Annotated in this window: 26 protein-coding genes; 13 read left to right on the top strand and 13 right to left on the bottom strand. The window is 68.9% G+C overall.

Annotated features, from left to right (window positions below; genetic code table 11):
* Positions 1 to 76 precede the first annotated feature (76 nt).
* Both ACWEIJ_RS32430 and ACWEIJ_RS32425 read left to right on the top strand, forming a co-directional pair.
* Positions 77 to 727, top strand: a complete 651-nt coding sequence (locus ACWEIJ_RS32430) for a DUF3159 domain-containing protein (RefSeq protein WP_449841050.1) — start codon at positions 77 to 79, stop codon at positions 725 to 727.
* A 103-nt stretch (positions 728 to 830) separates the two neighbouring features.
* The gene (locus ACWEIJ_RS32425) at positions 831 to 1,841 is read left to right on the top strand and encodes a hypothetical protein (protein ID WP_449841049.1); all 1,011 of its coding nucleotides are present in this window, start codon (positions 831 to 833) and stop codon (positions 1,839 to 1,841) included.
* A 6-nt stretch (positions 1,842 to 1,847) separates the two neighbouring features.
* Here the strand turns inward: ACWEIJ_RS32425 and ACWEIJ_RS32420 are convergent, their stop codons facing one another.
* From ACWEIJ_RS32420 to ACWEIJ_RS32385, 8 genes are all read right to left on the bottom strand, one after another.
* The gene (locus tag ACWEIJ_RS32420; protein ID WP_449841048.1) at positions 1,848 to 2,027 is read right to left on the bottom strand and encodes a DUF397 domain-containing protein; all 180 of its coding nucleotides are present in this window, start codon (positions 2,025 to 2,027) and stop codon (positions 1,848 to 1,850) included.
* Between the two features lie 28 nt (positions 2,028 to 2,055).
* On the bottom strand, positions 2,056 to 3,234 hold the full coding sequence (locus ACWEIJ_RS32415; RefSeq protein WP_449841047.1) for a hypothetical protein: 1,179 nt from the start codon (positions 3,232 to 3,234) through the stop codon (positions 2,056 to 2,058).
* Complete coding sequence (locus ACWEIJ_RS32410) at positions 3,231 to 4,508, bottom strand: hypothetical protein (RefSeq protein WP_449841046.1); 1,278 nt, start codon at positions 4,506 to 4,508, stop codon at positions 3,231 to 3,233. The genes ACWEIJ_RS32415 and ACWEIJ_RS32410 overlap by 4 nt, the downstream gene beginning before the upstream one ends.
* The gene (locus tag ACWEIJ_RS32405; RefSeq protein WP_449841045.1) at positions 4,505 to 4,831 is read right to left on the bottom strand and encodes a hypothetical protein; all 327 of its coding nucleotides are present in this window, start codon (positions 4,829 to 4,831) and stop codon (positions 4,505 to 4,507) included. Before ACWEIJ_RS32405 ends, ACWEIJ_RS32410 begins: the two co-directional genes overlap by 4 nt.
* Positions 4,831 to 5,346, bottom strand: a complete 516-nt coding sequence (locus tag ACWEIJ_RS32400; RefSeq protein WP_449841044.1) for a YbaB/EbfC family nucleoid-associated protein — start codon at positions 5,344 to 5,346, stop codon at positions 4,831 to 4,833. Before ACWEIJ_RS32400 ends, ACWEIJ_RS32405 begins: the two co-directional genes overlap by 1 nt.
* 67 nt (positions 5,347 to 5,413) lie before the next feature.
* On the bottom strand, positions 5,414 to 6,763 hold the full coding sequence (locus tag ACWEIJ_RS32395) for a class I adenylate-forming enzyme family protein (protein WP_449841043.1): 1,350 nt from the start codon (positions 6,761 to 6,763) through the stop codon (positions 5,414 to 5,416).
* Positions 6,760 to 7,827 (bottom strand): 3-dehydroquinate synthase II family protein, encoded by a 1,068-nt coding sequence (locus tag ACWEIJ_RS32390; protein ID WP_449841042.1) that lies wholly within the window; start codon positions 7,825 to 7,827, stop codon positions 6,760 to 6,762. The genes ACWEIJ_RS32395 and ACWEIJ_RS32390 overlap by 4 nt, the downstream gene beginning before the upstream one ends.
* Positions 7,824 to 8,618, bottom strand: coding sequence for a 2-amino-3,7-dideoxy-D-threo-hept-6-ulosonate synthase (locus ACWEIJ_RS32385; RefSeq protein ID WP_449841041.1), 795 nt, complete (start codon positions 8,616 to 8,618; stop codon positions 7,824 to 7,826). Before ACWEIJ_RS32385 ends, ACWEIJ_RS32390 begins: the two co-directional genes overlap by 4 nt.
* Before the next feature lie 206 nt (positions 8,619 to 8,824).
* Here ACWEIJ_RS32385 and ACWEIJ_RS32380 point away from each other — a divergent pair, with 206 nt between their 5' ends.
* Entirely contained in the window at positions 8,825 to 9,733 is a 909-nt protein-coding gene (locus ACWEIJ_RS32380) for a LysR family transcriptional regulator (protein WP_449841198.1), read from the top strand.
* Here the strand turns inward: ACWEIJ_RS32380 and ACWEIJ_RS32375 are convergent.
* Together ACWEIJ_RS32375 and ACWEIJ_RS32370 are read right to left on the bottom strand one after the other, a co-directional pair.
* Positions 9,728 to 10,651: an N-acetylglucosamine kinase gene (locus ACWEIJ_RS32375; RefSeq protein WP_449841040.1), complete on the bottom strand. Its 924-nt coding sequence runs from the start codon at positions 10,649 to 10,651 to the stop codon at positions 9,728 to 9,730. The two genes, ACWEIJ_RS32380 and ACWEIJ_RS32375, sit on opposite strands and share 6 nt — an antisense overlap.
* Before the next feature lie 51 nt (positions 10,652 to 10,702).
* Positions 10,703 to 13,348: a S8 family serine peptidase gene (locus ACWEIJ_RS32370; RefSeq protein ID WP_449841039.1), complete on the bottom strand. Its 2,646-nt coding sequence runs from the start codon at positions 13,346 to 13,348 to the stop codon at positions 10,703 to 10,705.
* A 284-nt stretch (positions 13,349 to 13,632) separates the two neighbouring features.
* On the opposite strand from ACWEIJ_RS32370, the gene ACWEIJ_RS32365 reads away from it, so the two are divergent.
* Genes ACWEIJ_RS32365 through ACWEIJ_RS32330 form a run of 8 tightly spaced genes read left to right on the top strand, consistent with a single transcriptional unit; the run spans position 13,633 to position 21,931 of the window.
* Positions 13,633 to 14,487, top strand: coding sequence for a fumarylacetoacetate hydrolase family protein (locus ACWEIJ_RS32365; protein WP_449841038.1), 855 nt, complete (start codon positions 13,633 to 13,635; stop codon positions 14,485 to 14,487).
* Positions 14,487 to 15,794 (top strand): enolase C-terminal domain-like protein, encoded by a 1,308-nt coding sequence (locus ACWEIJ_RS32360; protein ID WP_449841037.1) that lies wholly within the window; start codon positions 14,487 to 14,489, stop codon positions 15,792 to 15,794. The genes ACWEIJ_RS32365 and ACWEIJ_RS32360 overlap by 1 nt, the downstream gene beginning before the upstream one ends.
* A complete protein-coding gene (locus ACWEIJ_RS32355) occupies positions 15,791 to 16,543 on the top strand; it encodes an SDR family NAD(P)-dependent oxidoreductase (RefSeq protein WP_449841036.1) in 753 nt (250 codons plus the stop codon). Before ACWEIJ_RS32360 ends, ACWEIJ_RS32355 begins: the two co-directional genes overlap by 4 nt.
* Before the next feature lie 15 nt (positions 16,544 to 16,558).
* On the top strand, positions 16,559 to 17,599 hold the full coding sequence (locus ACWEIJ_RS32350) for a sugar ABC transporter substrate-binding protein (protein WP_449841035.1): 1,041 nt from the start codon (positions 16,559 to 16,561) through the stop codon (positions 17,597 to 17,599).
* Positions 17,596 to 19,071: a sugar ABC transporter ATP-binding protein gene (locus tag ACWEIJ_RS32345; protein WP_449841034.1), complete on the top strand. Its 1,476-nt coding sequence runs from the start codon at positions 17,596 to 17,598 to the stop codon at positions 19,069 to 19,071. Before ACWEIJ_RS32350 ends, ACWEIJ_RS32345 begins: the two co-directional genes overlap by 4 nt.
* Positions 19,068 to 20,084: an ABC transporter permease gene (locus ACWEIJ_RS32340; RefSeq protein WP_449841033.1), complete on the top strand. Its 1,017-nt coding sequence runs from the start codon at positions 19,068 to 19,070 to the stop codon at positions 20,082 to 20,084. Before ACWEIJ_RS32345 ends, ACWEIJ_RS32340 begins: the two co-directional genes overlap by 4 nt.
* Before the next feature lie 60 nt (positions 20,085 to 20,144).
* Positions 20,145 to 21,101 (top strand): aldo/keto reductase, encoded by a 957-nt coding sequence (locus tag ACWEIJ_RS32335; protein WP_449841032.1) that lies wholly within the window; start codon positions 20,145 to 20,147, stop codon positions 21,099 to 21,101.
* Positions 21,098 to 21,931, top strand: coding sequence for an amidohydrolase family protein (locus ACWEIJ_RS32330; protein ID WP_449841031.1), 834 nt, complete (start codon positions 21,098 to 21,100; stop codon positions 21,929 to 21,931). The genes ACWEIJ_RS32335 and ACWEIJ_RS32330 overlap by 4 nt, the downstream gene beginning before the upstream one ends.
* Here ACWEIJ_RS32330 and dapA read toward each other — a convergent pair.
* A complete protein-coding gene (gene dapA, locus ACWEIJ_RS32325) occupies positions 21,928 to 22,788 on the bottom strand; it encodes a 4-hydroxy-tetrahydrodipicolinate synthase (protein WP_449841030.1) in 861 nt (286 codons plus the stop codon). The genes ACWEIJ_RS32330 and dapA overlap by 4 nt on opposite strands.
* A gap of 89 nt (positions 22,789 to 22,877) precedes the next feature.
* Here dapA and ACWEIJ_RS32320 point away from each other — a divergent pair, with 89 nt between their 5' ends.
* Positions 22,878 to 23,738 (top strand): LysR family transcriptional regulator, encoded by an 861-nt coding sequence (locus tag ACWEIJ_RS32320; RefSeq protein ID WP_449841029.1) that lies wholly within the window; start codon positions 22,878 to 22,880, stop codon positions 23,736 to 23,738.
* A gap of 50 nt (positions 23,739 to 23,788) precedes the next feature.
* Positions 23,789 to 24,526 carry an NYN domain-containing protein gene (locus ACWEIJ_RS32315; protein WP_449841028.1) on the top strand — a complete coding sequence of 246 codons (738 nt, stop codon included), beginning with the start codon at positions 23,789 to 23,791 and terminating at the stop codon, positions 24,524 to 24,526.
* Between the two features lie 85 nt (positions 24,527 to 24,611).
* Here the strand turns inward: ACWEIJ_RS32315 and ACWEIJ_RS32310 are convergent, their stop codons facing one another.
* Together ACWEIJ_RS32310 and ACWEIJ_RS32305 are read right to left on the bottom strand one after the other, a co-directional pair.
* Complete coding sequence (locus tag ACWEIJ_RS32310) at positions 24,612 to 25,148, bottom strand: hypothetical protein (RefSeq protein WP_449841027.1); 537 nt, start codon at positions 25,146 to 25,148, stop codon at positions 24,612 to 24,614.
* 3 nt (positions 25,149 to 25,151) lie between these two features.
* The gene (locus ACWEIJ_RS32305; RefSeq protein WP_449841026.1) at positions 25,152 to 25,826 is read right to left on the bottom strand and encodes a FadR/GntR family transcriptional regulator; all 675 of its coding nucleotides are present in this window, start codon (positions 25,824 to 25,826) and stop codon (positions 25,152 to 25,154) included.
* Positions 25,827 to 25,911: the final 85 nt, after the last annotated feature.

Genomic DNA, 25,911 nt, shown 5'->3' with positions numbered 1-25,911 from the left:
TGACCTGGTTCACCGGGGTCAATCCCCGATATGGGTCCGTTACCTGACTTAGGTTCGCCTAAGGCACCCTGGAACCATGACGGACGTGCGCCAGGAGTCGCTCGCATCACTGCTCGGGGGTCGCAGCGGCGCCGTGGACGCCTCGCTGCCGCCACTGGCGTTCGTCGCGGGCTGGCTGCTGTGGAGCCACTCCATCGGCGCGGGTGCCGTTGCCGCGGTGCTGTGCGGTGTGGCGATCGGCGTGATCCGCTTCGTGCGCGGCGAGAAGCCGCGCGCGGTCGTGCTGTCGGTGCTGCTCGTGGTGGCGGCGGCTCTGGTGGCGCTCTACACAGGACGCGTCGAGGACTTCTTCCTCATCCAGCTGCTGTCCAACGTGGCCTCGGCCCTGGCGTGGGCGGGTTCGATCGCGGTGCGCTGGCCGTTGCTCGGCGTCGTCGTGGGGACTTTGTTGGGGCAGAAGACTCGGTGGCGGCGGGATCCTGCCCTTTTGCGCGCCTACTCCGTGGCGTCCTGGGCCTGGGTCGGTCAGTACGTGCTGCGGGTCGCTGTTTTCACGCCGTTGTGGCTTGATGCGCAGATCTTCTGGCTGGCCGGTTTGCGGGTCGCGTTGTCGTGGCCGTTGCAGATCGTCTGCGTGCTGGTGTCGGGGTGGTTGCTGAAGCGGGCGTTGCCCGCCGATCACCCCGGGTTCCGGCACCCTCGAACGCAGGCGAACTCGACGACCTGATCTCCGCGGATTTGGGCCGAACGCCGCGAACTCCAGCCTGGTGACGTGATCAGCGTCCCACTACCGTGGCAGCTTTGGCTCAAGATCTCCGGGGGAACAAAAGATGAGTCGCAGACTCTGTTCAGCGCTGTCCACAGCACTTCTGGCGACGGCCGTCGTCACGGCACCGGCACAGGCGGAAACGCTGATCACCGATCTCGGTCACCTGCCGGGGGCCAGGAGCAGCCGGCCCGTGTCGATCAACTACGGGAACCAGATCGTGGGAACCTCCATCAACGCTGCCGGTGTTGAGAGTGCGGTGCAATTCGACGGTTTCGGTACGGCGAGGGAGATCGTCGGACCGGCGGGTGCGAGCACGAACGTGCGAGCGGTCAACAGCTACTCCGCCATGGCCGGTACGACCTACATCTCCCGCGTCGGCAACAGGGCCATCCGGTTCAACCTGGACGAGACGTACACGGTGCTCGCCCTGCCGTCGGGTTACAGCAGCGCCCAAGGGCTGGCGATCGACGACGCCGGCACGGTCTACGGTGTCGCCGTCACCAGGGCCAACAAATCGATCCCGATGCGCTGGTCGCAGGACGGCGTGCCCTCCCCGATGACGATGCCGGAGGGCGCCACCTCGGCCACCATCACAGGAGCTTCGTCGAACGGGTACGTGTCCGGCCACGTGCTCGGCATCGGTGCGTCGTACCTGGCGGTGCGTTGGAATCCCGACGGCACCGTGACCATGCTCGCGAAGCTGGCGGACGCCTCGTCCGCCGCCTCGTCCACCGCCTACGCGGTGAACCGGTTCGGTGAGGTGGTCGGCAACGCGGACACCGACCAGGCGAAGCCGACCTACGGCGTGCGCTGGAACGCCGACGGATCGGTGACCACGCTCGGGACCAAGGTCTATCCCAAGGGTGTCAACGACGACGGCGTGGCAGTCGGCTTCACCGAGGTCCAGTTCTTCAACCGCCCGACTCGCTGGACCAGGAACGGCGACGCGCTCGACCTCGGTCTCCCGGACGGCGTCGGCAGCGGCGTTGCGCTGGCCATCAACAACAGGGGTCTGATCGTGGGAACCGCGGGTTCGGCCGCGGTGATGTGGAAGATGTGGGATCCGCGCTAGCGGCACTCAGGCCAGGCCGGTCGTGAGCTTCAGGAAGGCCGACCACGCATCTGCCGACACGGGGATGTGCGTGGTCGGCGCCTTGCTGTCCCGGATGCCGACTCCCTGGCCGACCTCGACGCAGTTGTTGCTGCTGCCTGCCGATCGAGGAACGATCCGGATGCTGACGTACTTCCGCACGGACATCCTGAGCAGGTGAGCCAGCTGCTCGCGATCAGCGCTTTTTCCTCTTCCTGGCGGATCCAGGCGCTGTGCCGGTGTTCTTCGGGGGCGCGGGCGGCTCGGGGAACGCCTCGATGAAGTTCTGCCCTTCCATGAACTTGAAGAAGGGCTTGAGCACCAAGCGGTGCAGCAGGAACAGGAACAGGACGGAGGCAACGCCGAGCGTGGCGACCCAGATCGGGTCGATGACGCCGTTGATCACGTGAAACTGCTTCTGCCACTTCGTCGAACCGGTGAGCAGCGACAGCACTGTCCCCGTCAGCATGAAGAGAGGCATCAAGAAGAACGCTCCGACGACGGTCATCAGGTAAGGCCGGTAGTCGGTGCGGTGGTGTGCGCCGGAGCGGCCTTCGGCAACGCTGAGGGCATCGGTCTTGCGCGTACCGCTCCTCCACCGCCACCGATCTGCCGTGAGCGGTTCCTCATCGACCTCCACGCCGGCGGACCGCAGTTCCACAGCGTGGAGGACATCTCGTCCGACCTTCTCGGTGACCGGCACGAGCAGCTCGCGCGCCGTGCCGACGATGTGCAGTGCGGGACCGGGCGTCACGTCGAACTCGCGCGTCGCACCTCGCGGCCACCCGGTGAAGATCACGACCTGGCAGACCATCTCCTGGTCGACGTCGACGAGCTCGATCGACCGCAGTGCGGTCCACGGAACGGCGACGACATCGCGCGACCGCTTCAGCCGGGACGTCAGGCTGTCCAGGGCGAGCCGGTCCTCCCGCACGCACAGCCGGGCCTTGAGACCCCTGGTGGCGAAAGGGATTTCCAGCTCGGAGGCGAGCAGGCCGGGGGTGACGGGCCTGGTGGTGACCAGCACGACCGCCTCACCCAGCGCCCAGCACACCACGCCCAGCCCGGCCACGACGACCAGGGCGATCGGCCGGCCGCGGTCGAACGCGAGCTGGACGCCCTCAACCAGAGCGATGAACACTCCGGGGAACGCGGCCCACCGCGCCCAGATCCGCCACATCGGCGGGCGGCGGCGGTGCCACCACAGCCCGGCGATCGTGACCGCCCAGAACACGACACCGCCGACGACCAGGTCGCGAATTCCCAGCTTCGCGTTCTCCCAGGCGGCCAGCTGTGCGGCGACGATCAGCGCGAGGGCCGCGGTGAGCGCGATCAGCAGCAACCCCGCGGCCCTGCGCGCCAACGACTCGGTCACAGATCGCCTTCCATGCGCTGGAAAGGACCGGTCTTGCCCGCGTTGCCTCGCTGCTGCTCCCAGTACTCGCGCCAGGCCGCGTCCTTGTCGTCCTGCTTGACCTGCTGGTCGGCCTCGCGGTGCGACTGGTCGCTCCACTCCTGCACGCCCGCGTTGGCGATGATCTTGGGGGCTTTCGGGAGCGACGCGCCGCCGACCTCGTGTTCGAGCATGTCGGTGGCGTTGTCCAGCCTGGGGCTGTCGGTGCCCCAACGCTCGCGGAGGTTGGCGTTGCGCGTGTTCGCGAGCGACTCGGCGGCCTCGCTCTTCGCCGCCTTCAGCTCGTCGCCGTGTTTGCCGAGTTCCTTGAGCCTGTCGAGGTCGTTCGCGTCGAGCTTGCCCGCCCGGGCCTTCTTCGCCGTGTTCAACGCCTTCCTGGCGTGGTCGACGGCGTCCTTGTTGTACTTCGAGACCGTCTTCTCGAGGTTCTTGGTCGTGCCTTTGATCATGTTCCGCGAGTTCTTGGCCTCGTCGGCGACCTTCTCGAGCTGCTTGACCACCTTGCTGATCTTCTTCGCGTTCTTGCCCGCGGTGATCGCGCCTTCGGCCACGGTGTCGGCGATGAACGCCGCCTCCGAGGCACCGAAGGTGACCGGTGCCAGTGCGGTCGCCGCCGCGAACTTGATGATCGCGTTCGAGACGAAGCTCGCGATGGCGTCCCGGACCGCTCCGCGGACCACACCGACGGCCGAAGCCGCGACGGTCATCGCCTGTGCGGCGGAGGTGGCGTGGCCGGCGCCGCCCTTCACGACGTTCGAGAAGTCCTGCACGGCCTTGCGGTAGCCGTCGATCGCGGCGCCCTGCGCGCCGCTCAACGCGGTGAGCGTGCTGGAGTACTTGTCCGCGGTCTCCTGCATGCGCTTGGCGATGTTGCTCCACGTCGTCGCCATCGCGTTGACCGCGTCCGGGTCTCCTGCCAGGAGGTCGAGCGCCTCCTTGAGGAAACCGATGTGTTCGATCAGCCAGCCGATGCCGGCCGACAGCAGGCTGCCGAGGGGGTTCGTCACGAACCCGAGCAGGTCCATGCCGAAACCGGCCAGGTCACCGAGGACAGCGGTCCAGTCGCCCTTGATGCCGTCGTAGATCAGGTTGGCGGAGCTGGTGAAGATGCCCGCCGAGTCCCACGCCTGGGTCGGGCTGTCGAAGTTCGAGAACTCGCCAAGGCTGGCCGGGTCGAAGCCCTCGCTCGCGTTGAGCGGGTTCAGCTCCCCGATGTTCTGCGGTCCGTCGCTCACGGCTGCACTCCGTCCAGGCCCTCACGCAGCTTGCCGAACATCTGTGCCATGGCTTCCTCGTTGTCGGCGTAGGTCTGGCGCATGCCGGAGAACCTCTCGACGACCGAGTCACCGGCCTTCTTGACGGTGTCGACGTACTCGCTCGCGTCGTTCGTCCAGTTCTGCATGATCTCGGCGAAGAACATGCCGACGATGCCCCACGCCTGCGGGTTGCCGATGTAGGACGACGCTGCGTCGGCCGCGCCGGGGAGGCCCGCGATGAGGGCTTTCAGCTCGCGTTCGTGCGCTTCGAGAGCTTGCAGGTCGATCTGGAAACCGGACATCACCAGCCACCTTCTTTCTTGAAGAGGTCGCGCTGGTCGTAGTCGGTGTCGTCGTCCTCGACCCGACGGTGTGCCGGGCGCTGGACGGGCGGCTGGGTCGCGGCGGCGTCCTGCTGTTCCTCGTTCACGACGAACTGCTGCGGCGGCGTGTCGCCGGGCTCGTCCGGGACGTCGATCCGCGGGATCTGGGACTGGACGAACCGCATCGCGTCGCTGTTCTCGCCGATGACCGGGGCCATGATGGTGGCGATCTGGCCGACGGCCTGGGCCTGGGCGCGCTTCGCGGTGGTCATCACCAGGGCGGCCAGGCGGTCTTTGGGCATGTTGTCGGCTTTCGCGCCGAACGACAGGCTGAGCAGGGCGCCGCCGGCGCTGACGCTCACCGTGACGGCGCCGTCCGAGCTGGTGGCGGCGCCGGTCAGGCCGGCGATCTGGGACTTGGCCTCCTCCGCCCTTTCGAGCAGGGCGGCGGTGCGCTGCTCGTAGTCCTCGATGAGCTGGTGTGGATCGGTCATGCAGGCCCCCTTGCACGTGCGTCAGGGGGAAGCTACCGACAGTCACGAGGTTGTGCTGCCGAAACGCTCACGATCGCGCTTGGCCGGCCAGCACGTCCGGGTTGCGGATGATCTTTCCGCTGGACGTCCTGGGCAGCGCGTCGAGTACGTGGATGTGCGCGGGGAGCTTGAACTCCGCGAGCCGCTCCGCGCACCACGCCGACAACGCCTGCGCGGTCAGCTCCGAACTCGAAGTGCCCACGTAGGCCTGGATTTCCGAAGGCCCCACCACGACGGCCTCGGTCACCAGCGGGTGTCCTCTGAGGACGTGTTCGACCTCGGTCAGGTCGACCTTGTTGCCGCGCACCACGACGAGCGAGTCCGCGCGGCCGAGCAGGCGCAGTTCGCCCTCGGCGGTGAACTCGCCGCGGTCGCCGGTGCGGAACCAGCCGCCGGAGAAGCGCGCCGGGTCGTCCTCGTACGGATAGGGCGATTCCTCCTGAAGCACCTCGACCAGTCCGTCGTGCACGCGTGCCAGGACACCCGGCATCGGCGGGCCCACCGACGGGCGGACCGTGCCGCCCACGGCCATGGTGAGCGCGCCGGTTTCGGTGGTGCCGAAGCATTCGCCGACCGGGAAGCCGTAGGCGGCGGCGAACCGGTCGGCCACGTCCTGCGGCATCAGCTCGCCGCCGGAGAACGCGCCGCGGACCGTCCGCAGGCAGGAGCGGTCCGGTGAGGAGGCCAGCAGGTCGAAGTGGAACGGCAGGCCGGTGACGAAGTCGACCTCGTGGGTGCGTGCCTGCCGCAGAGCGTCTGAGGGGTTTGCTGCGAACACGAGGTGTACGCCCACCGCGAGAGAGTGCAGCAGACCACCGATCAGGCCGAAGCTGTGCGCGGGGGAGTTGAGCAACAGCAGACGTTCGCCGCCACGGACCATGCCTTCCGACGCTTCGAACCGCGCCACCTCGTCCATGAGCGACTGCGTGCTGCGCCCGATCACCTTCGGCCGTCCGGTCGAGCCGGAGCTGAACTGGACGAGCCGGTGCTTGGTCGGCGCGGGGGCGCCGCCCGCGGGCTCGATCGTCAGCTCGTAGCGCTCCTGAAAGCCGTCAGCCGGGTTTCCCTTCTGCCGCACGAAGAACTCGGGACAGGTCAACGAACGCAGGACGTCGACCTCGGTGGGCCGCAACCGGTGGTCGATCGAGATCACCTGGGCGCCGCTGCTCCACAGCGCCAGCACCGCCTCGAACTGGCTGAAGCTCGGCGGCACCTGAACCGCGACCGTGCTGCCGTCCTGCACTTCGCTGAACTGTGCGGTCAGCGCAGAGACGTTGGCGCGCAGATCGCCGTGCGTCACCGTGTTCTCGTGCGTGAAGATCGGCACGTCGTCGCCGTGCCGGTGCATCAGGTCGTTGACGAACTCGCGCATCTTCATGACTCCTTGCAGAACTCGCCGATCGGGAGGCCCACGTGCCGTTGCTCCGGCGCGAGGTAACCGAGCAGCTCGTCGCCGCGCTGGAGCTCGGTCACGTTGAGGACCTTGCCGCCGGGGCCGAGCACGCGGACGTGCCAGTCGTCCTGGACCATCAGGCTGACCTCGACGTTCTCCGGCGAGCGTGCGGTGATCGTCAGCATCGGGCGGGATTCGAGCTTGGCCCTGCCGACGGTGACCTCGCGGGTGCGGCCGTCGGCGTCGACGGCGAGGACCTTGCTGCCGGAACGCAGTTCGGACAGGTAGTTCGTGCGGTTCGCCGGGCCGAGCACGTAGGAGTGCAGCGCGCCCGCGTTGACCCGGAACGGGCGGGTCGGCATGTAGGGCAACGGATGCGTCTCGCTGCAGCACAGGACGAAGCCCGACGAGAACGACCCGACGAGGATGCCCTCGTCCTCCCGGAAGTGCGAGGCGGTGTCGACGCACACCCGGTCGCCGAGACCGTTGTGCGTCAGGGCCTCGACGGTGAGGGTGGTCAGGGTCAGCGGCGGGGACGTGGTTTCCAGCAGCCGGGCCAGTTTGAAGACGTCGGACGCGTCGCGCGGGGCCATCAGCACGCCGTCCGAGCCGTGTTCGAGGACCTCCAGCACGATCGCGGCCTCGACGAGGTCGGCCACGACGGTCACGAGCTTGCCGGGTGCGCCGTCGGCGGCGGCGATCACGATCTCCAGCGGGATCTTCGTCGGGTCGGTGAACGCGACCACGGTGTGGCCGAGCCGTTGCGCCGCGGCACAGGCGAGCTTGAGCGTGCGGTCGTCGCTCACCTGGACGAACGCGGCGGACAGGCCGTCGAGCTCGTCCTGGTCGTGCACCGTCACGGTGACCAGGTGCGGGCTGTCGACCGGTTCGGACGCGAGCAGCACGCGGGTGATCGTCGGCGGGAGGCCGTCCAGCAGCGCGGGGTCGTCCGCCACGACGCCGGCGATCCGGCTGTGCACCGCCGCGTCGACCACGGCGGTCCGGTGCGCTTCCGGGACGGTTCTGAGGTCGATCCAGGCGAACTTCACCGGTTCTCCAAGCAGGTCAGTGCGCGGATGAGGCTTTCGTCGGTGGGGGCGTGCACGATCGAGGTCAGTTCTGCGACCAGTTGCATCGGCGTCGGCGAGGTGAAGACCCGCCGGCCAACGGCGAGACCGGCGCAGCCGGCGCTCATCGCGACGCGCGCCTGGCCGGGAAGGCTGTTGGCGGAGGCTGGACCGCCCGCGACGACCACGGGGATCGGGCAGCTCGCGACCACCTCGGCCATCGCCTCGGCCGGGTGGGTCAGGTTGGTCTTGACGATGTCCGCGCCGAGATCCGCCGCGATGTTGACGACGTGCGAGACCAGAGCGGGGTCCTTCGCGTCGCTGACGCGGGGTCCGCGCGCGTAGACCATCGCGACCAGCGGGACGTTCCACGAGTCGCACGCGGCCGCGACCGTGCCGAGGTCGGACAGCTGGCGCGACTCCGTGTCGGAACCGATGTTGACGTGCACGCTCACCGCGTCGGCCCCGAGCCGCAGCGCCTCGTCGACCTCGCCGACCAGGACCTTGGCGTTGCTGTCGGCCATGTGCGCGGTGCCGGCGCTCAGGTGGATGATCAGCGCACAGCCGCCGAGCACGGCGGGGTCGAGCGTTCGCACCCGTCCTTTGTGGACGATGATGGCGTCGGCGCCGCCCAGCACGACCGCGCTGATCAGGTCCTGCCACCGGTCCTGCGGCACCACCGGGCCGTCCGACACGCTGTGGTCCAACGGCACGAAGAGGTACCTCTCGTCGTGCGGACGGGAAAGCCGTCGCAGCCGCAACGCTTTCCTCATGACACTCACACCTCCTGGGGTCGTTTGACGTCAACCAGAAGCGTGGTGCAGACCACTCTCGTGGCGGCAGGTGTGAGGTGCCGATAATTCCCGGGTTATCGGCCTGACAGAGCAATCGCGCTTACAACCGCCACGGAGCGTCACCTGGTGACACCCGCGTGGCCGTATTTGTCGCTCATTCACTGCCCTAGGCTTCCTCGGTGCGAATGGAGCTGAGACATCTGCACGTGGTGCTGACCGTGGCGCAAGCAGGCAGCATCAGCCGGGCCGCCTCCCGGATGAAGATCGCCCAAGCCGGACTGACCGCTCAGGTGCGGCGGATCGAGGCGAGTCTCGGCGGCCCGTTGTTCCTGCGCCGCAACGACGGTGTCGAGCTGACCGAACTCGGCCGGCACGTCGTGCTGAGAGCCCAGGACCTCCTCGAACGGTTCGACGACCTGCTGGCGACCTCGCACAAGCTGGTCGAGCGCGGTGACTCGGGCATCCGGCTCGGCGGGGTGGCCGGCTCACCGACCGCGCTGCTGGTCGCGGTGGTGCGGGAGATGCTGCCCGGCCTGCCGCAGACCACGCACGTCGAACGCGGCGGCGACGCGGTGCTGGAGCTGGTCAGCACGGGTGAGCTCGACCTGGCCCTGGTGGTGGAGTTCCCGCGCAGCCCGTTGCGGTTCCCGGAAGCGGTGGGCGTGCGCGGGGTGGCGACGGAACGGATGCTGGTCGGCGTGCCGGTGGGGCACCGGCTGTCCGGCCGCAGCGAGGTGCTGCTGTCCGAGCTCGCCGGCGAGGAGTGGGTGGTGCCGGACGAGAACCACGGCGGGCGGCTGAACCTGGAGCTGGCCTGTGAGGCCGTCGGGTTCACCCCGCGGTGCGCGCACTTCGGCGTCGACCCGGCGGCCGCGGCCGACCTGGTGCGGTCCACCGGTGCCGTGGCCGGGTTCTTCTCCGTGCACGACCTGCCGGGGGTGCTGCTCAAGCCGATCATCGGCAACCCCGTGCACCGCCGCATCACGCTGGTGTGGCACAAGAGTGCCGCCGAGCACGTGGACGCGGTGCACGCCGGGTTGCTGCGCGCCTACCACCAGCGGATCCGGCACGCGGACCGACTGCTGGCGTCATGACCTGCTGGGCCTCGGCGCCGTGGGGCCCAGCACGTCGACGGCCGCGAGCCAGGCCGCGCCCGCCGCACCTTCCGTCGCCATGATCACCTGGGCGTTGCAGCGCGTCAGCAGCTCCTGTTTGAGGTGGGTGCCGACCGGGGTCTTGATCAGGCTGCCCACCAGCACGATCGGTGAGGTGTCGGACGGTTCGCGCACGGCCGACGCGGTGTTGGCGAGCAGACGGGCCGCGGACGCCACGATCGTCAGCGCTTCCGGGTCGCCGTGGTGGTAGGCCGAGCTGACCAGCGGTGCGAACTGGGCGAGCTTGATCGGTGGCTGGGCGTTGACGGCGTTGATCAGCTGGCCGCGTGACCGTGCGCCCGCGGCCGTCAGCACGGCGGTGGCCAGCCCTTCGAGCGGTGCGTCGAGGTCCAGCAGCCGCAGCGTGGCCCGGACGGCCTCGCGGCCCAGCCAGAACGCCGAACCGTCGTCGCCGATCAGCCAGCCGTAGCCGCCGGACCGGCCGACCATGCGGTGGTCTTCGATCCGGCCCGCGATGGAACCGGTACCCGCCACCAGGACCGTGCCGTCGGGGGAGGAGGTCCCGGTGGCGAACGCGGCCTCGCAGTCGGTGATCACCCGCATCGGGCAGTGCAGGCCCGCGTTCTCCCACGCCTGCTGGAAGAGCTCCAGCACGGCGGGGTCGGCCATCTTAGACGCGCCCGCCATGCCCAGGACGCCGGAGCGGACCTTGCGGGAGTCCAGGCCGTCCAGCGCCTCCGCCAGGGCCTCGCCGATGTGGGCGGCGGCGACCGACGGCGGGTGCGAGTTCGGGTTCGCGCCGCCCGCCACGCCCTGACCCAGGCGGGCGCCGTCGAGATCGAGCACCAGTGCCCTGGTTGAGGTGCCGCCAGCGTCGAGTCCCACGACCAGATCCATACCGACCGAGTATGCCGAGAGACGCTCACCAGGGGCACGCCCAACCGGGTGTCACCGCACCAAGGCCCGGTTACCGCTTGCGTTGTGGTGGAACAACACCAGCGACCCGGCCGGAACTCGATCACCCGGATGGACCACTGTGGACAGTGATGGGACGGTCACCTCGTAGTCGAAGACGGCAGAAGGAGCAACGTCGACCAGTTCGTCGGAGTCCGCGGGAGCGGTGTAGTGGCCGTCGACGCCGACGGTGTAGGTCACCGGGCCGGCGGGCAGCACCGACCGCGACACCGGCAGCACCACGACGTCGCTGTCGAAGACGTTGGTGTCGACCGAGCCGTCGTAGCCGTTCAACGGCTGCTCGTCCACGACGTCCTTCGTGCCGGCGACGACCGTGCGGGCCAGCCAGAGGTCCGCGGTCACGTCGCCGTCCGGGTTGGTCGGCTTCACGGCCGTCGTCACGAAGTTCTTGCCGCCCACCGAGAACCGCACCTCTGGCTTGGTGTTGCTGCCGAGGTTGGTCCAGGTGTCCCAGGTCGCGACGCCGAACGCGAGCAGGTCAGGCGTCGCCGTCGCGCCCACGTACCGCAGGTCGCCGCCGCGGGCCGTGCGGTTGACGGCGCAGTTGTCCTGCAGGTCGGGGCCGCAGTCGGGCAGGCGGTCCGAGCGGGCGCCGAGCTGCAGCACGGTCATGCGCGCCTGGTAGTCAGGCTGGTCGAGGCCCTGGCCCGCGACCCGGCCGGCCACCACCGTGAGCCGCGACACCGGCTTCGGCGCCGCGTAGACCGGCACCCGCAGCGAGCGGTCGCCCTCGAACGTCAGCAGGCCGGACGCCTCCGCCAGGAACTGCCGTCCGTCGGAGAGCGAAACGGTGGGGTCGGGGGACTTGCGCAGGGCCGCCGGGTTCGGGATCCGCAGCTGCACGGTCACCGGCGCCGACCCGTTGGGCGGCACGACCACGTACGGCGCGGTGACCTGGAAGGACACGCCGGGCACCGAGGTGATCGGCTCGTAACGGGCCTTCAGCCGCACCGCGGCGTTCCCCTTGTTCACCAACCGGATCGTCCGCCCGGTGAGCACCGGCCCGCCGACCTCCACCGCGCCGAACGACGCGTCACCGAGCGCCAGCACGTCTGCCGACAGCGCGGCGAGGCCGTCCACCCGTCCCGCGCCGACCCGCATCGGCGCCTCGCGAACGCCGTCCGCGTTGTGCACCACGCCGGAAGCGGTGTTCATCAACGCGGCCTTGATCTCCGCGACCGTCCACTGTGGATGAGACTCGCGCAGCAGCGCCGCGATCCCGGCGACATGTGGTGAAGCCATCGACGTTCCGCCCATCGACACGCCGCCCGAGGCGGTGCCGGCCGCGGCGGAGAAGATCGTGTCGCCCGGTGCGGCCACCGAGATCGACGAACGCGACCGCGAGGACGAAGGCGTGATCGTGTCCTCGATCGAGGGCTCGATCGACGGCACCGCCTGCTTCAACGCCGACGTCAGGTGGGCTGTCAAGGTCCCGGCCTCCAGAGCGGGGTGCAGCGCGGTGGCGGCGGCCGCGGTCAGCTGGAACGCCGGGATGTGCGCGTTGCCGGCGATCCCGGCCGCGAACACCGGCAGCGAGGTGGGCAGCAGCACCCCGGCCGCGCCCGCCTTCCAGGCGTTGTCCGTGCGCACCGCCGAACCGCAGGCGCGGGTGGCGTCGTTGTCGTCCCACTCCAGCCAGACGATCTTCCCGGTCAACGTCTCGGAGATCGGCTGACAACCATCCACATCGGACTTGAGTCGCACCACGGGCAGCGTGAGGTCGAAGGAGTCCTTGAAGTTCTGGCTGTACTGCCCTGGCCACTGCCCGCCGAGCGCCTCCAGCCCGTCCAGCTGCGAGAACGAGTCCCGGCTGTTCGCCACCGAGATCGCCTCTGCCGAGTTGCCAGGCGATCCGGCCACGTCGTAGAAGTCGCCACCGTTACCGGCGGCCGCGACGACGACCACCCCGTGCTGCGTCAGCTTGCGCACGAACAGCGCGTCCGGGTCGTCCGCGGCACCGAAGTCGCTGCCCAGCGACAGGTTCACCACGTCGAGCCGGTCGGCGAAGTCGCCGTCACCGTTGGGATCGAGCGCCCAGTCCAGTGCCTGCGCGGTCAGGTTCGTGCTGCCCTCGCACCCGAACACCTTCAGCGCGTAGAGCAACGCCTTCGGCGCGGTGCCGGGTCCGATCTTCAGCGAGTCGAGGTCGACGGAGGTGTAGGAGCCGCGATAGGTCGTGCCGTCGGCGTTCACCCCGAACCCGGCCGCGGTCCCGGCGACGTGCGTGCCGTGGCCCTCGCAGTCCAGCGGGTCGGCGTCCGGTTCCGGCACCGAGCCCGCCGAGCCGGTGTAGGCGTCGCCCGCGAAGTCGTGGCCGCCGACCACCTTGGCGTTCGGGAACGTGCCGCCGCCGAAGTCCGCGTGCCGGTAGTCGATGCCGGTGTCGATCACGCCGATTCGCACGCCGTCGCCGAAGCGCCCGAACGACTTCCAGGCCTCCGACGTCCTCGTGAGACGGACGGCGTGCGCGTTGGAGAGCTGCTTCGGCACCATCCGGTGGACCGCCCGGACCTCGGGCATCCGCGCCAAAGCCGACAGCCGGGACTTCTCCGCCGACAGCACGACGCCCGGCACGGCGTTGGCCGTTCGGGCGACCTCCCGGCCGCCTGACCGGGACACGACCCGGGAAGCCTGCGCGGACGTGTGGTCACGGGCTGAACGGGCCTGTGAAACAGACCCCGTGTCGACCGCTGCGGTCGAGGTCAGCTCCACGAAAACGGTTACGGGCTCGGTTGGGCCGGACGGCGTGAGCAGTGCGCCTGCCAGGAGTGATGCGGCCACCAATTTCATGATCAACCTCTCCTAGTCATCGGACGACTTCACGCTGAGGCCTAGACGGGCGGGGTCTCCCGGGGCTATACATCCGATGTATTTCGAGCGGAGTGACCAGAGGAGGAGCGGCCGTGCAGTTTTTGCGCCTGGGGCCGGTCGGTGACGAACGTCCCGCGGTGAGGACCGATGACGGGGCGACATACGACCTCCTACCGATCACCCCGGACATCGACGGGGCGTTCCTCGCGAACGACGGCGTGGCGCGCGTCCGTGCCGCGCTCGAAGCCGGTGAGCTGACCGCGATCGGCACCGAGGGAGTGCGGGTCGGTCCGCCGCTCGCGCATCCCGGCAAGATCATCTGCATCGGCCTCAACTACCGCGACCACGCGGAGGAGACCGGCGCGGACATCCCGGCCGAGCCGGTCATGTTCCTCAAGACGCCCGACACGATCGTGGGCCCGTACGACGAGGTGCTCGTCCCGCGCCGGTCCGTGAAGACCGACTGGGAGGTCGAGCTCGGCGTCGTCATCGGGCGCACCGCCCGCTACCTGGAGTCCGATGAGGACGCTCTGGCGTGCGTCGGCGCGTACGTGCTCTCGCACGACGTCTCCGAGCGGGAGTTCCAGATCGAGCGCGGCGGCACGTGGGACAAGGGCAAGAACTGCGAGACGTTCAACCCGCTCGGCCCCTTCCTCGTGCCCGCCGGCGAGATCGCCGACCCGCAGAGCCTGGACATGCGGCTCTGGGTGAACGGCGAGCTCAAGCAGAACTCGTCCACCAAGAACATGATCTTCCCGGTGGCGGAGATCGTGCGCTACCTCAGCCAGTTCCTCGTCCTTCGTCCGGGTGACGTCATCAACACAGGTACACCCGCTGGGGTGGCGCTCGGCCAGGCGGAGCCCAAGCCGTACCTGCGCGCCGGCGACGTCGTCGAGCTGGAGATCGAAGGCCTCGGCAGGCAGCGGCAGATCCTCGGGCAGGCGTGATGCCGAAGATCATCGAACTGGACGTCCTGGACATCAGGTTCCCCACCTCGCGCGAGCTCGACGGCTCCGACGCGATGAACCCGGACCCGGACTACAGCGCCGCGTACGTGGTGCTGCGGACCGACGACGGGCCGGAGGGCCACGGGCTCGCGTTCACCATCGGCCGCGGCAACGACGTGCAGGCCGCCGCGATCAAGGCGCTGGCGCCGCACGTGGTCGGCAAGGACGTGCCGGAGACCGCGAAGGCGCTGGCGGAGCTGTACTTCGAGCTGATCGGCGACTCGCAGCTGCGCTGGCTCGGCCCGGAGAAGGGCGTCGCGCACATGGCGATCGGCGCGGTCGTCAACGCCGCGTGGGACCTCGCCGCGCGCCGTGCCGGGCTGCCGGTCTGGCGGTTCCTCGCCCAGATGACGCCGGAGGAGATCGTCGGCCTCGTCGACTTCCGGTACCTCAGCGACGCCCTGACGCCCGACGACGCGTTGCAGATTCTGCGCAAGGTCGAGCACGGCAAGGCCGAGCGCGCGGAGACCATCGCCCGCGACGGATATCCGGCCTACACGACGTCACCCGGCTGGCTCGGCTACTCCGACGAGAAGCTCGCGGGCCTCGCCCGCCAGGCCCTCGCCGACGGCTTCGACATGATCAAGCTGAAGGTCGGCGGCAGCCTCGACGACGACGTGCGCAGGATGAAGCTCGCCCGCGAGGTCGTCGGCGACGACGTGCGCGTGGCGGTGGACGCGAACCAGCGCTGGGACGTCGACACGGCGGTCCGCTGGATGCGCGAACTGGCGCCGTACCAGCCGTACTGGATCGAGGAGCCGACCTCGCCGGACGACGTGCTGGCCCACCGGGCGATCGCCGACGCGCTGGCCCCGATCCGGGTCGCCACCGGCGAGCACGTGCAGAACCGCGTGGTGTTCAAGCAGCTGCTGCAGGCCGGTGCGATCGACGTGCTGCAGCTCGACGCGTGCCGGGTCGCGGGCGTGAACGAGAACATCGCGATCCTCTTGCTGGCCAAGAAGTTCGAGGTCCCGGTGTGCCCGCACGCCGGTGGCGTCGGCCTGTGCGAGCTGGTCAGGCACCTGTCGTTCTTCGACTACGTCGCGGTGTCCGGCGAGATCGGCGACCGGGTGATCGAGTGGGTCGACCACCTGCACGAGCACTTCCTGGACCCGGCCGTCGTGCGCAACGGCCGGTACCTGGCACCGGCAGAGCCGGGGTTCTCCGCTCAGCTCAAGGACGAGACGCTGGCCGACTACCTGTACCCGGAAGGTCCCGTGTGGACGGAACTGGAGGGCGAGAAGTGACCGACTTCGAAGGACTCGTCGCCGTCGTCACGGGCGGTGCCTCCGGCATCGGCCTCGCCACGGCGAACCTGCTGTCGTCGCGCGGTGCCGCGGTTGCGGCGCTGGACCTCAACCCGGACGTCAAGGACCCGCTGGTCGGGATCCGCGCGGACGTGTCCGACGACGAGAGCGTCAAGGCCGCGATCGACGAGGTCGTGCAGCGGTTCGGGCGCCTCGACGTCGTCGTGAACAACGCGGGCATCGGCGCCCAGGGCGACGTCACGGCCAACACCGACGACGAGTGGTCGAAGGTGCTGGACGTCAACGTGCTCGGCATGGTGCGCGTGTCGCGGGCCGCGTTGCCACACCTGCGGAAGTCGCCGTCGCCGGCGATCGTCAACACCTGTTCCATCGCTGCCTGGGCCGGGCTCCCGCAGCGCGCTCTCTACTCGGCCAGCAAGGGCGCGGTGTACTCGCTGACGCTCGCGATGGCCGCCGACCACGTGCGCGAAGGCATTCGCGTCAACGCGGTCGCTCCCGGCACGGCGGACACCCCGTGGGTGGGCCGTCTGCTCGACTCGGCGCCGGACCCGGCCGCCGAACGAGCCGCGTTGGAGGCACGCCAGCCACACGGCCGCCTGGTCTCCGCCGATGAGGTCGCGGGTGCGATCGCCTACCTGGCGAGCCCGCTTTCCGGTTCCACCGCAGGCACGATCCTCGCTGTCGACGGTGGCATGCACGGCCTGCGCTTGCGTCCCAAGCAGTCATGAAAGGCAAATGACACGATGAAGCGTCGCAACCTCACCGCCGCGGTGTGCCTCGCATTCGCAGGTGCACTCACACTGACCGCCTGTGGCGGTGGTGCCAGTGGCACCGGTGCCAGTGGGGTCGGCCCGATCGGTGCCGACCACCCGCGGGCCGACTCCGACTTCTGGAACTCGTACATCAAGTACTTCCCGGACAAGGCCAAGGAACTCGGCGTCAACCTGCTGAACCCCACCAACTCGCAGAACAAGGTGGAGAACCTCGTCGCCAACGCGCAGTCGCTGCAGTCGCAGGGTGCCAAGGCGATCATCATGGCCCCGCAGGACACCGGCGCGATCGCGTCCACTTTGGACCGGCTGGACAAGGCGAAGATCCCGGTCGTCACCGTCGACACCCGTCCGGACAAGGGCAAGACCTACATGGTCGTGCGCGCGGACAACAAGGCGTACGGCGAGAAGGCCTGCAAGTTCCTCGGTGACAAGCTCGGCGGCAAGGGCAAGGTCGTCGAGTTCCAGGGTGCGCTGTCGTCGGTCAACGGCCGCGACCGCTCCGAGGCGTTCGCCGCCTGCATGAAGCAGAACTACCCCGGCATCACGGTGTTCGAGGAGCCGACCGACTGGGAGGGCCCGAAGGCGTCCGCGGCCCTGCAGACCAGGCTCAACCAGCACCCGGACATCAACGGCATCTACATGCAGGCCGGTGGCGTGTTCCTCGCGCCGACGCTGCAGATCCTCAAGCAGAAGAACCTGCTGGTGCCGCCGACCGACCCCAAGCACATCTTCATCGTCTCCAACGACGGCATCCCGTCCGAGCTGGAGTCGATCCGCAAGGGCGAGATCGACGCGACCGTGTCGCAGCCGGCCGACCTCTACGCGCAGTGGGCGCTCTTCTACGCCAAGGCCGCGGTCGAGGGCAAGACGTTCCAGCCCGGCAAGACCGACCACGACTCCACCATCGTCGACGTCGGCGGCGGCCGCCTGGAGGACCAGCTCCCGGCACCGCTGATCACCAAGGAGAACGTCGACGACAAGGCCTTCTGGGGCAACCAGATCGCCAAATGAGTGAATTCGCAGCCACTGCGCGTGGCGTGACGAAGCGGTTCGGGCGGACGCTCGCGTTGGACGACGTGGGCATCGAGATCCGGGCCGGTGAGTCGCACGCGCTCGTCGGTCGCAACGGCGCGGGCAAGTCGACGTTGGTCTCGATCCTCACCGGCATGCAGGTGCCGGACGCGGGCGAGGTCGGCTTCTTCGGCGAGCCCGCGCCGCCCGTCGCCGACCGCGCGGCGTGGCGGCGTCACGTCGCGTGCGTGTACCAGAAGTCGACGGTCGTGCCGGAGCTGTCGGTCGCCGAGAACCTGTTCATCAACCGGCAGGACCTCGGTGGCGGGCTGATCAGCTGGAAGAAGCTCCGCGCGGAGGCGTCCGCGTTGCTGGAGACCTACGACGTCGCCGTCCGGCCGGACGAGCTGGTGTCCGCGCTGACCGTCGAGCAGCGGCAGCTGGTCGAGATCGCGCGGGCGCTGTCGATCGGGTCGCGGTTCGTGATCCTCGACGAGCCGACCGCGCAGCTCGACGGGCCGGCGATCGAGCGGCTGTTCGGCCGGATGAGGTCGTTGCAGGACAAGGGGGTGACGTTCCTGTTCATCTCCCACCACCTGCAGGAGGTCTACGAGGTCTGCCAGACGGTGACGGTCTACCGCGACGCGCGGCACATCGTCACCGCACCGGTCGCCGAGATGTCCAAACCGGACCTGATCGAGGCGATGACCGGTGAGGCGGGCGGGCTGAACGTGCCCAGCGGTGCCGACCGGCCGTCGTCCGCCGAAGAGGTGCTGAAGGTGACGTCGTTGAGCGGGGAGTCCTTTTCGGACATCTCGCTGTCCGCGACGCGCGGTGAGGTCATCGGTCTCGCGGGCAGTGCGTCGTCGGGCAAGCACGAGTTCGCCGAGACCGTCTACGGGCTGCGCAAGCCGTCCACCGGCACGATCTCGGTGAACGGCTCGGTCGTGCGCGGAGGTGACGTTCCGGCTGCTTTGAAGGCCGGAATCGGCTGTGTGCCGAGGGATCGGCACCACCAGGGGCTCGTGCTCGACCTGTCCATCGCGGAGAACGCGACGATGAGCACCGCGGGTTCGTTCGTGTGGCCGTCGGCGCAACGGTCGGCGGGGTCCACCGCGATCGCCTCCTACGACGTGAAGGCCGCCGGGCCGGACCAACCGGTGTCCGACCTGTCCGGCGGCAACCAGCAGAAGGTCGTGATGGCGCGGGCACTCGCCGGCGACCCGTCCGTGCTGGTGCTGATCAACCCGACCGCGGGTGTCGACGTGAAGTCCAAGGAGTCGCTGCTCGGGGTCGTCGACGCGCAGGCGCGCCGGGGCAGGGCGGCGATCGTCGTGTCGGACGAGCTGGACGACCTGCGGGTCTGCGACCGTGTTCTGGTGATGTTCCACGGTTGCGTTGTGCGCGAGTTTTCTCGTGGCTGGCGCGACCAGGAACTCATCGCGGCCATTGAAGGAATGAGCTCCGAATGACGAAGGCCATGACTCCGCCGGTCCCGGTTCCCACACCGCCTGGGAAGCAGAAGTTCCAGTTCGCGCGGTACCAGGACCTCGCGCTGGTTCCGGTGATCATCATCCTGCTGGTCATCGGGGCGGTCCTGTCGCCGATCTTCCTCACGCCCGGCAACCTGATCGCGGTGCTGACCCAGCAGAGCGAGCTGTCGTTGCTGGTGCTGGGACAGGCGATGATCCTGATCGTCGGCAAGATGGACCTGTCGCTGGAGTCGACGGTCGGTCTCGCGCCCGCGCTGGCCGTGGCGTTGATCATCCCGGCGGCGTCCGGCGGGCTGGACGTCGGGCTGCCCGCGTGGACGGCGCTGCCGTTGTGCCTGCTCATCGGCGTGCTGATCGGTGGGCTGAACGGGTTCTTGATCCTCAAGGTCGGGCTGTCCGGGTTCATGGTGACCCTGGGCATGCTGACCATGCTGCGCGGCCTGCAGCTCGCGATCACCGAGGGCAAGTCGCTGATCGACGTGCCGGACTCGTTCCTGTACCTGGGATCGACGACGTGGCTCGGGCTGCCGGCGGCGGTGTGGATCTGCATCGTCTGCTACGCGGCGGGCATCTTCGTGCTGAAGTACCTGCGTGCCGGGCGCTCGCTGTACGCGATCGGCGGCAACTCCGAGGCCGCGCGGGCCGCGGGCATCCGGGTGGACCGCGTGGTGTGGCTCGTGCTGATCATCGGCAGCGTGCTGGCCGTGGTCGCGGGCGTCCTGATGACCGGCCGGTTGGGCTCGGTCGCCGCGACGCAGGGCGAGGGCATGATCTTCCAGGTCTTCGCGGCCGCGGTGATCGGCGGCATCTCGCTGCAGGGAGGCAAGGGCACGCTGTTCGGTGCGCTGTCCGGCGTGCTGATGCTCGGCCTGGTCGAGCAGATCCTGCGCCTGCAGGGCGTCTCCGGCTTCTACATCAAGGCCTCGTACGGCGCGGTGATCATCCTCGCGCTGATCGTGACCCGGTTCGCGACCGGCCAGAAGCAGGAGTGAGCTCGTGGGCGTTCCGTGGCAGGCTCGGGTGAACCTGGTGTGCGACTTGTGGGAGCTGCCGTGAAGGTCGCTGTTTCTCGCCTGGGCTTCGGTGCCGCGCCGATCGGCAACCTGTACCGGGAGGTCTCCGACGAAGAGGCCTTCGGTGCGGTCGAGGCGGCGTGGCAGACCGGTGTCCGGTACTTCGACACCGCGCCGCACTACGGACTCGGACTGTCGGAGCGGCGGTTGGGCGTCGCTCTGGCAGGCCGTCCCCGCGACGAGTACGTGATCTCCACCAAGGTCGGGCGGCTGCTGGAACCGTTCGACGGCTCCGGGCTCGACGACGAGGGTTTCGCGGTGCCGCGGCACTTCCGGCGGGTGCGGGACTACTCGGCGGACGGGGTCAAGCGGTCGCTGGAGTCCTCTTTGGAGCGGCTGGACACGGACCGGGTGGAGATCGTCTACATCCACGACCCGGACGACTATTGGGACGTGGCGTTCGCCGAGGCCTATCCGGCGTTGGAAGAGCTGCGGTCGCAAGGTGTCGTCGGTGCCATCGGCGTCGGCATGAACCAGTGGGAGATGCCGGAGCGGTTCGTCCGCGAGACCGACATCGACGTGGTGATGCTGGCCGGGCGGTACACGTTGCTGGAGCAGCCCTCGCTGGCCTCGTTCCTGCCCGCCTGCGTCGAGCGCGGTGTCTCGGTGGTCGCGTGCGGGGTGTTCAACTCCGGCCTGCTGTCGAAGCCCGTCGTGGCGGCCGATGCGAAGTACAACTATGAGGACGCGCCTTCTGAACTGGTGGAGCGGGCTCGGGCGATCGCCGCGGTGTGCGAGCGGCACGGCGTGACGTTGCCGGAGGTGGCGATCCAGTTCGCGCTCGGCCACCCGGCCGTGGTGTCGGTGGTGATCGGGTCGCGCACGGCCGAGCAGATGAACGCCAACGCCGCGTACTTCTCGACTCCGATCCCCGCGGAGCTGTGGGACGAGCTGAAGTCGTCGGGCCTGCTGGGCGCGGAGGTGCCGACGCCGTGATCGTCGACGCCCACCACCACCTGTGGGACCTGGCGGTGCGCGACCAGGACTGGATCACCGACCCGCCGATGGGTGCGATCCGGCGGTCGTTCCTGGAGCCCGACTTCGTTCTCGCGGCACCTGAGGTGTCCGCCTCCGTGCTGGTGCAGACGGTGTGCGTGCCGGAGGAGACGCCGGCGTTCCTGGCTGTGGCGGCGTCTTCGTCCGTGGTCTCGGCCGTGGTGGGCTGGACGGATCTGACCTCGCCCGCGGTGGACGATGCGCTGTCGTCGTTGACCGATGGCCCCAACGGCTCTTGGCTGCGCGGGATCCGGCACCAGGTGCAGGGCGAGCCGGACCCGGAGTGGTTGTGCCGCAAGGAGGTCTGGCGCGGGCTCGCGGCCGTGGGGGCGCACGGCCTGGTGTACGAGCTGCTGACGTTGCCGCATCAGCTGCCGGCCGCGCGCCGGACCGTGGCGGCGTTGGGGAACGTGCGGTTCGTGCTGGACCACTGCTCGAAGCCCGCGATCGGGTCTTCCGGTCCGGGTGAGTGGGCCGAGCTGATCCGGTCGTTGGCGGCGCACGAGAACGTGACCTGCAAGCTGTCCGGCCTGGTCACCGAGGCCGACTGGAAGTCGTGGACCGTTGCCTCGTTGCGGCCGTACTTCGAGGTCGTGCTGGACGCGTTCGGGCCGGACCGGCTGATGTTCGGCTCGGACTGGCCCGTCTGCCTGCTGGCGGCTTCCTACGGTGAGTGGCTCGACGCCGCTCGGGAGCTGGTGTCGGAGCTGTCACCCGACGAGCAGGCCGCGATCTTCGCGGGCACCGCTCGCCGGGTGTACGGGCTCTAGGTGAAGAGGGCCTGCAGCTCGGCGATGAGGGTGGGCGTGGCCTCGGCGAGCGGTTCGCGCACCGGTCCCGCCGGCAGTCCGAGCAGGTTGAGCGCGGCCTTGACCGCGACGGCACCGGGCTCGCGGGTCATGATCGCGGTGATCACCGGCAGCATGGCCTGGTGGCGGCGCAGGGCTTCCTTGTTGTCACCCTGGTCGTAGGCGTCGAGCATCGCCCTGATCTCACTGCCGACGACGTGGCCGACCGTGGAGACCGTGCCGACGCCACCGATCGAGTACAGCGGCAGGATCAGCTCGTCGTTGCCGGAGTAGAAGTCCAGCCCGGTCTCGGCGATGACCTTCGCCGTCGCGAGCAGGTCGACCTTGCAGTCCTTCACGCCGACGATCCGCGGGTGCTCGGCGAGCCGCATCAGCGTCTCGGTGGCGATCGCCGTGCCGGTGCGGCCGGGGATGTCGTAGAGCAGCGCGGGGAGGCCGGACGCGTTCGCCACCTGCCGGAAGTGGTTCTCGACGCCTTCCTGCGTGGGCTTGCTGTAGTACGGCGTGACGACGAGCAGCCCGTCCGCGCCGCTCTCCTCGGCCTGCTTCGAGAGCTCGATGGTGTGGCGGGTGGAGTTGGTGCCGACGCCCGCGAGAACCTTGGTGCGGTCTCCGACGGCTTCGGTGACAGCCCTGATGAGCTGGGCTTTTTCGCTGTCGGTCGTGGTCGGCGCCTCACCGGTCGTGCCGTTGACGACCAGCCCGTCCACGCGTTGTTTGTCGACGAGGTGCGCCGCCAGCTCCTGCGCACCCTTGAGGTCCAGGTCACCGTCGGGGGTGAACGGGGTGACCATCGCTACCAGCACTCGTCCGAACATGACTCCAGAGTGGCTTGAGCGTTCTGAAAGTTCCAGTTAGAAGTTCTGCCCGGAACGTTAAGCTGAGCTTTGTGTTGGATGTACGCCGCTTGCGTTTGCTCCATGCCCTCTCGGTCCACGGCACGGTCACCGCCGCCGCGGAGGCCCTGCACGTGACCTCACCCGCGGTGTCCCAGCAGCTCGCGGCTCTGGAGCGCGAAGCCGGGGTCGCCCTGGTCGAACGCGACGGGCGCCGGTTGGCGCTGACCCGTGCCGGGCACGTGCTGGCCGCCCACACGCAGCTGGTTCTGGACCAGCTGGCGGCGGCCGAGGCCGACTTGGCGTCTTTGCGCACCTCGGTGTCCGGCGTGGTGCGCATCGGCGCGTTCGTGTCCGTCGCCGCGTTGCTGCCGCGCGTGATCCAGGTGCTGCGGTCGGCGCACGGGTCCGATGTGGACCTTTTCGTGCACGAGATGGAACCGGAGGCGTCGCTGCCCGCGTTGCGGCGCGGGGACATCGACATCGCGGTGATCCACTCGTACAACATCATGCCGCGCTCGCTGCCCGAGTCCTGCGAGTCGTTCGAGTTGTTCGTGGAACCGGTGAACGTGGCGTTGCCGCTCTCAGATCCGTTGGTGCAGCAGGACTCCGTGGACCTGTCGGTGCTGGCGGACCGGCCGTGGATCATGCCGCGCACCGATGCCTCGTGCCACGAGCTGACGCAACGGGCGTGTGGTGCGGCCGGGTTCGTGCCTCGGGCGCAGGCCTACTGCGACGACTTCGGGGTCATGTGCGGGCTCGTCGAGGCCGGGCTCGGGGTGGCGTTGGTGCCTTCGGTGGCGCGGCGGCCCGGGGTGGCGTTGCGGCCGTTGACGCAGCAGGTTTTCCGGACGGTGTCGGCGGTGGTGCGGAAGCGGGCGGACGGTCAGCCTGCCGTGCGTGCGGTGCTGGAGCAGCTACGCCAGGTCTGACCGAGGTTCACTCGTTTGGGTCCAATGTGGATTCGCGTTATGGTCGCCGGATGCGAGTTGGCGTTTACGTGGATGGCTACAACCTTTACTACGGCGGACGAAAGCACTGCGGCCGTGGTACTGCGGGTTGGCGTTGGCTCGACGTGCGAGCGCTCGCGAGCTCCCTGCTGACCGAACAGGCGTCGAACTGGCCTGGTGCTCAGATCGAGCGAATCATCTACTGCACGGCGAGGATCAGTTCGGCCCACAACGCGTCGGGTTCGCAGGACCAGGACGTCTACCTGAAGGCACTGCTCGCGGCTGGAAGCGTCGACTACATCGAGTACGGCAACTACATCAGCAAGGTGATCAAGCGACCGTTGGCGACCGAAGGCAATCGAGGCCGTCCGGTGCTGGCTCATCCGGAGTGGCCGATCAAGGTGCAGGCTCAGGGGCAACCTGTGGCCGGAGCGCTGTTCATGGCATCGGTGGCGACATTCGAGGAAAAGGGCTCTGACGTCAACGTTGCCGCCCACCTGCTCGTGGACGTGCTGAGCGGGGCGGTCGACGCGGTGATGCTGATCAGCAACGACAGCGACCTCCGCCTGCCTGTCCAGCACGCCTGGCAGAGGGTTCCGGTGGGCGTGGTCAATCCTGGCAACGGCTACACGGCAGGTGCTTTGTCGACGAGTGCGGGTACGGGTGTCGGCACCGGTCATCACTGGTGGCGGACGTTGGCCGCGGTCGACTACCAGGCCAATCAGCTGTCTGATCCGGTCGGCCGCTACACCCGGCCGCCAGGTTGGTGAAACTTGATCGGACACAGTTCGTGCTAGACTGAACACATATCCGCCCGGTCCCTCGTGGGCCGGGTTTCTTTTTGCCCTCAGTCGCCTACGCCAGGTCTGAGCTTCGGCGGTAGTGGACGGGCTCGCCGAACTCCAGGCTGTTCTCGTCGAGGCCGTTGGAGATGGTCACTCGTCCTCCGGGAAAGGCGAAGCTGACGGCCACCATGCCATCGGCCATGTCTCCTCCGGCGTAGACGAGCAGTTCCGCTGAGTGGAGCTGTTGGCCTTGCAGCGCGACTGTCTCCGGCCGGGCGTCGTGCCGCCAGCCGAGGCGAATCGGGCAGTCGTCCGGGTGACCCCAGTCGCCCGAGGTCCAGGCCTGTTGTTCGGCCGGGTCGACGGTGTTCCAGGTGATGGACAGGTCGTCGAACTTCCTGTGGTTGATCTCGACCTGCTCACCGTCGAAGTCCAGCAGGACCGGGCCGTCGGCGAACCACTCGTCGTCGTCGAGGTCCCAGAGCAGCCAGGTGCGCCGCAGCCGGCGTCCTGCCAGCGCCTGAAGCCGTGGGCCGTGCGCGGTGGCGATCTGGGACAGGCCGGCGAGCCAGTGCGGTTCGTAGCCCCGGATGTCGAAGTACGACACCGATCAGGCCAGGTCCGAAAGCCACTGCTCCACGCCGGCCACGTGCACCGTCGACCAGCTCCGAGCGAGCTCCGGCTGGTGCGCGGCCAGCGCGTCCACGATCGCCCGGTGCTCCGCCACCGTCCGGTCCACCGCGTTGGACTGCGTGATGCCGCGCCAGATCCGCACCCGCACGGTCGGCCCGGCCAGCGTGTCCAGCAGCTGCGCCAGGTAGGCGTTGCCGGAGCAGGTGGCGATGGCGCGGTGGAAGTCCAGGTCGTGTTCGACCAGTTCCTCGACGGACTTCGCGGACTCGGCGGCGTCGCACAGCGCCCGCAGCTTGACGACCTCTTCCGGGTCGATGCGCTGGGCGGCCATGGCGGCGGCGGCCGGTTCGAGGATGCGGCGGACCTGGAGGACTTCGAGCACCGAATCTTCGCCGCGGTGCAGGTCGAGCACGAACGAGAGGGCGCCCAGGAGGTCGTCGGCGCGCAGGGACGAGACGTAGGTGCCGTCGCCCTGGCGGACGTCGAGCACGCGCACGAGTGACAGCGCCTTCACGGCCTCGCGCAGGGAGTTGCGCGACAGGCCGAGGCGTTCGGCCAGGTCAGCCTCACGCGGGAGGCGGTCGCCGGGCTTCAGCTCGCCCGAAACGATCATCTCCTTGACGCGCAGGATCGCATCGTCAGTGACTGCCACGGCACCCTCAACTCGTCGTAGACCTCGGATGTCTGAGGACCAGTATGCGCCACGGTTGGTCATCTTCGGCGCATCCCGGTACGAA

The sequence above is a fragment of the Lentzea sp. NPDC004789 genome, assembly GCF_053601075.1.
The sequence above is the reverse complement of the archived record's forward strand: the minus strand, read 5'-3'. Positions and strand labels throughout refer to the sequence as shown.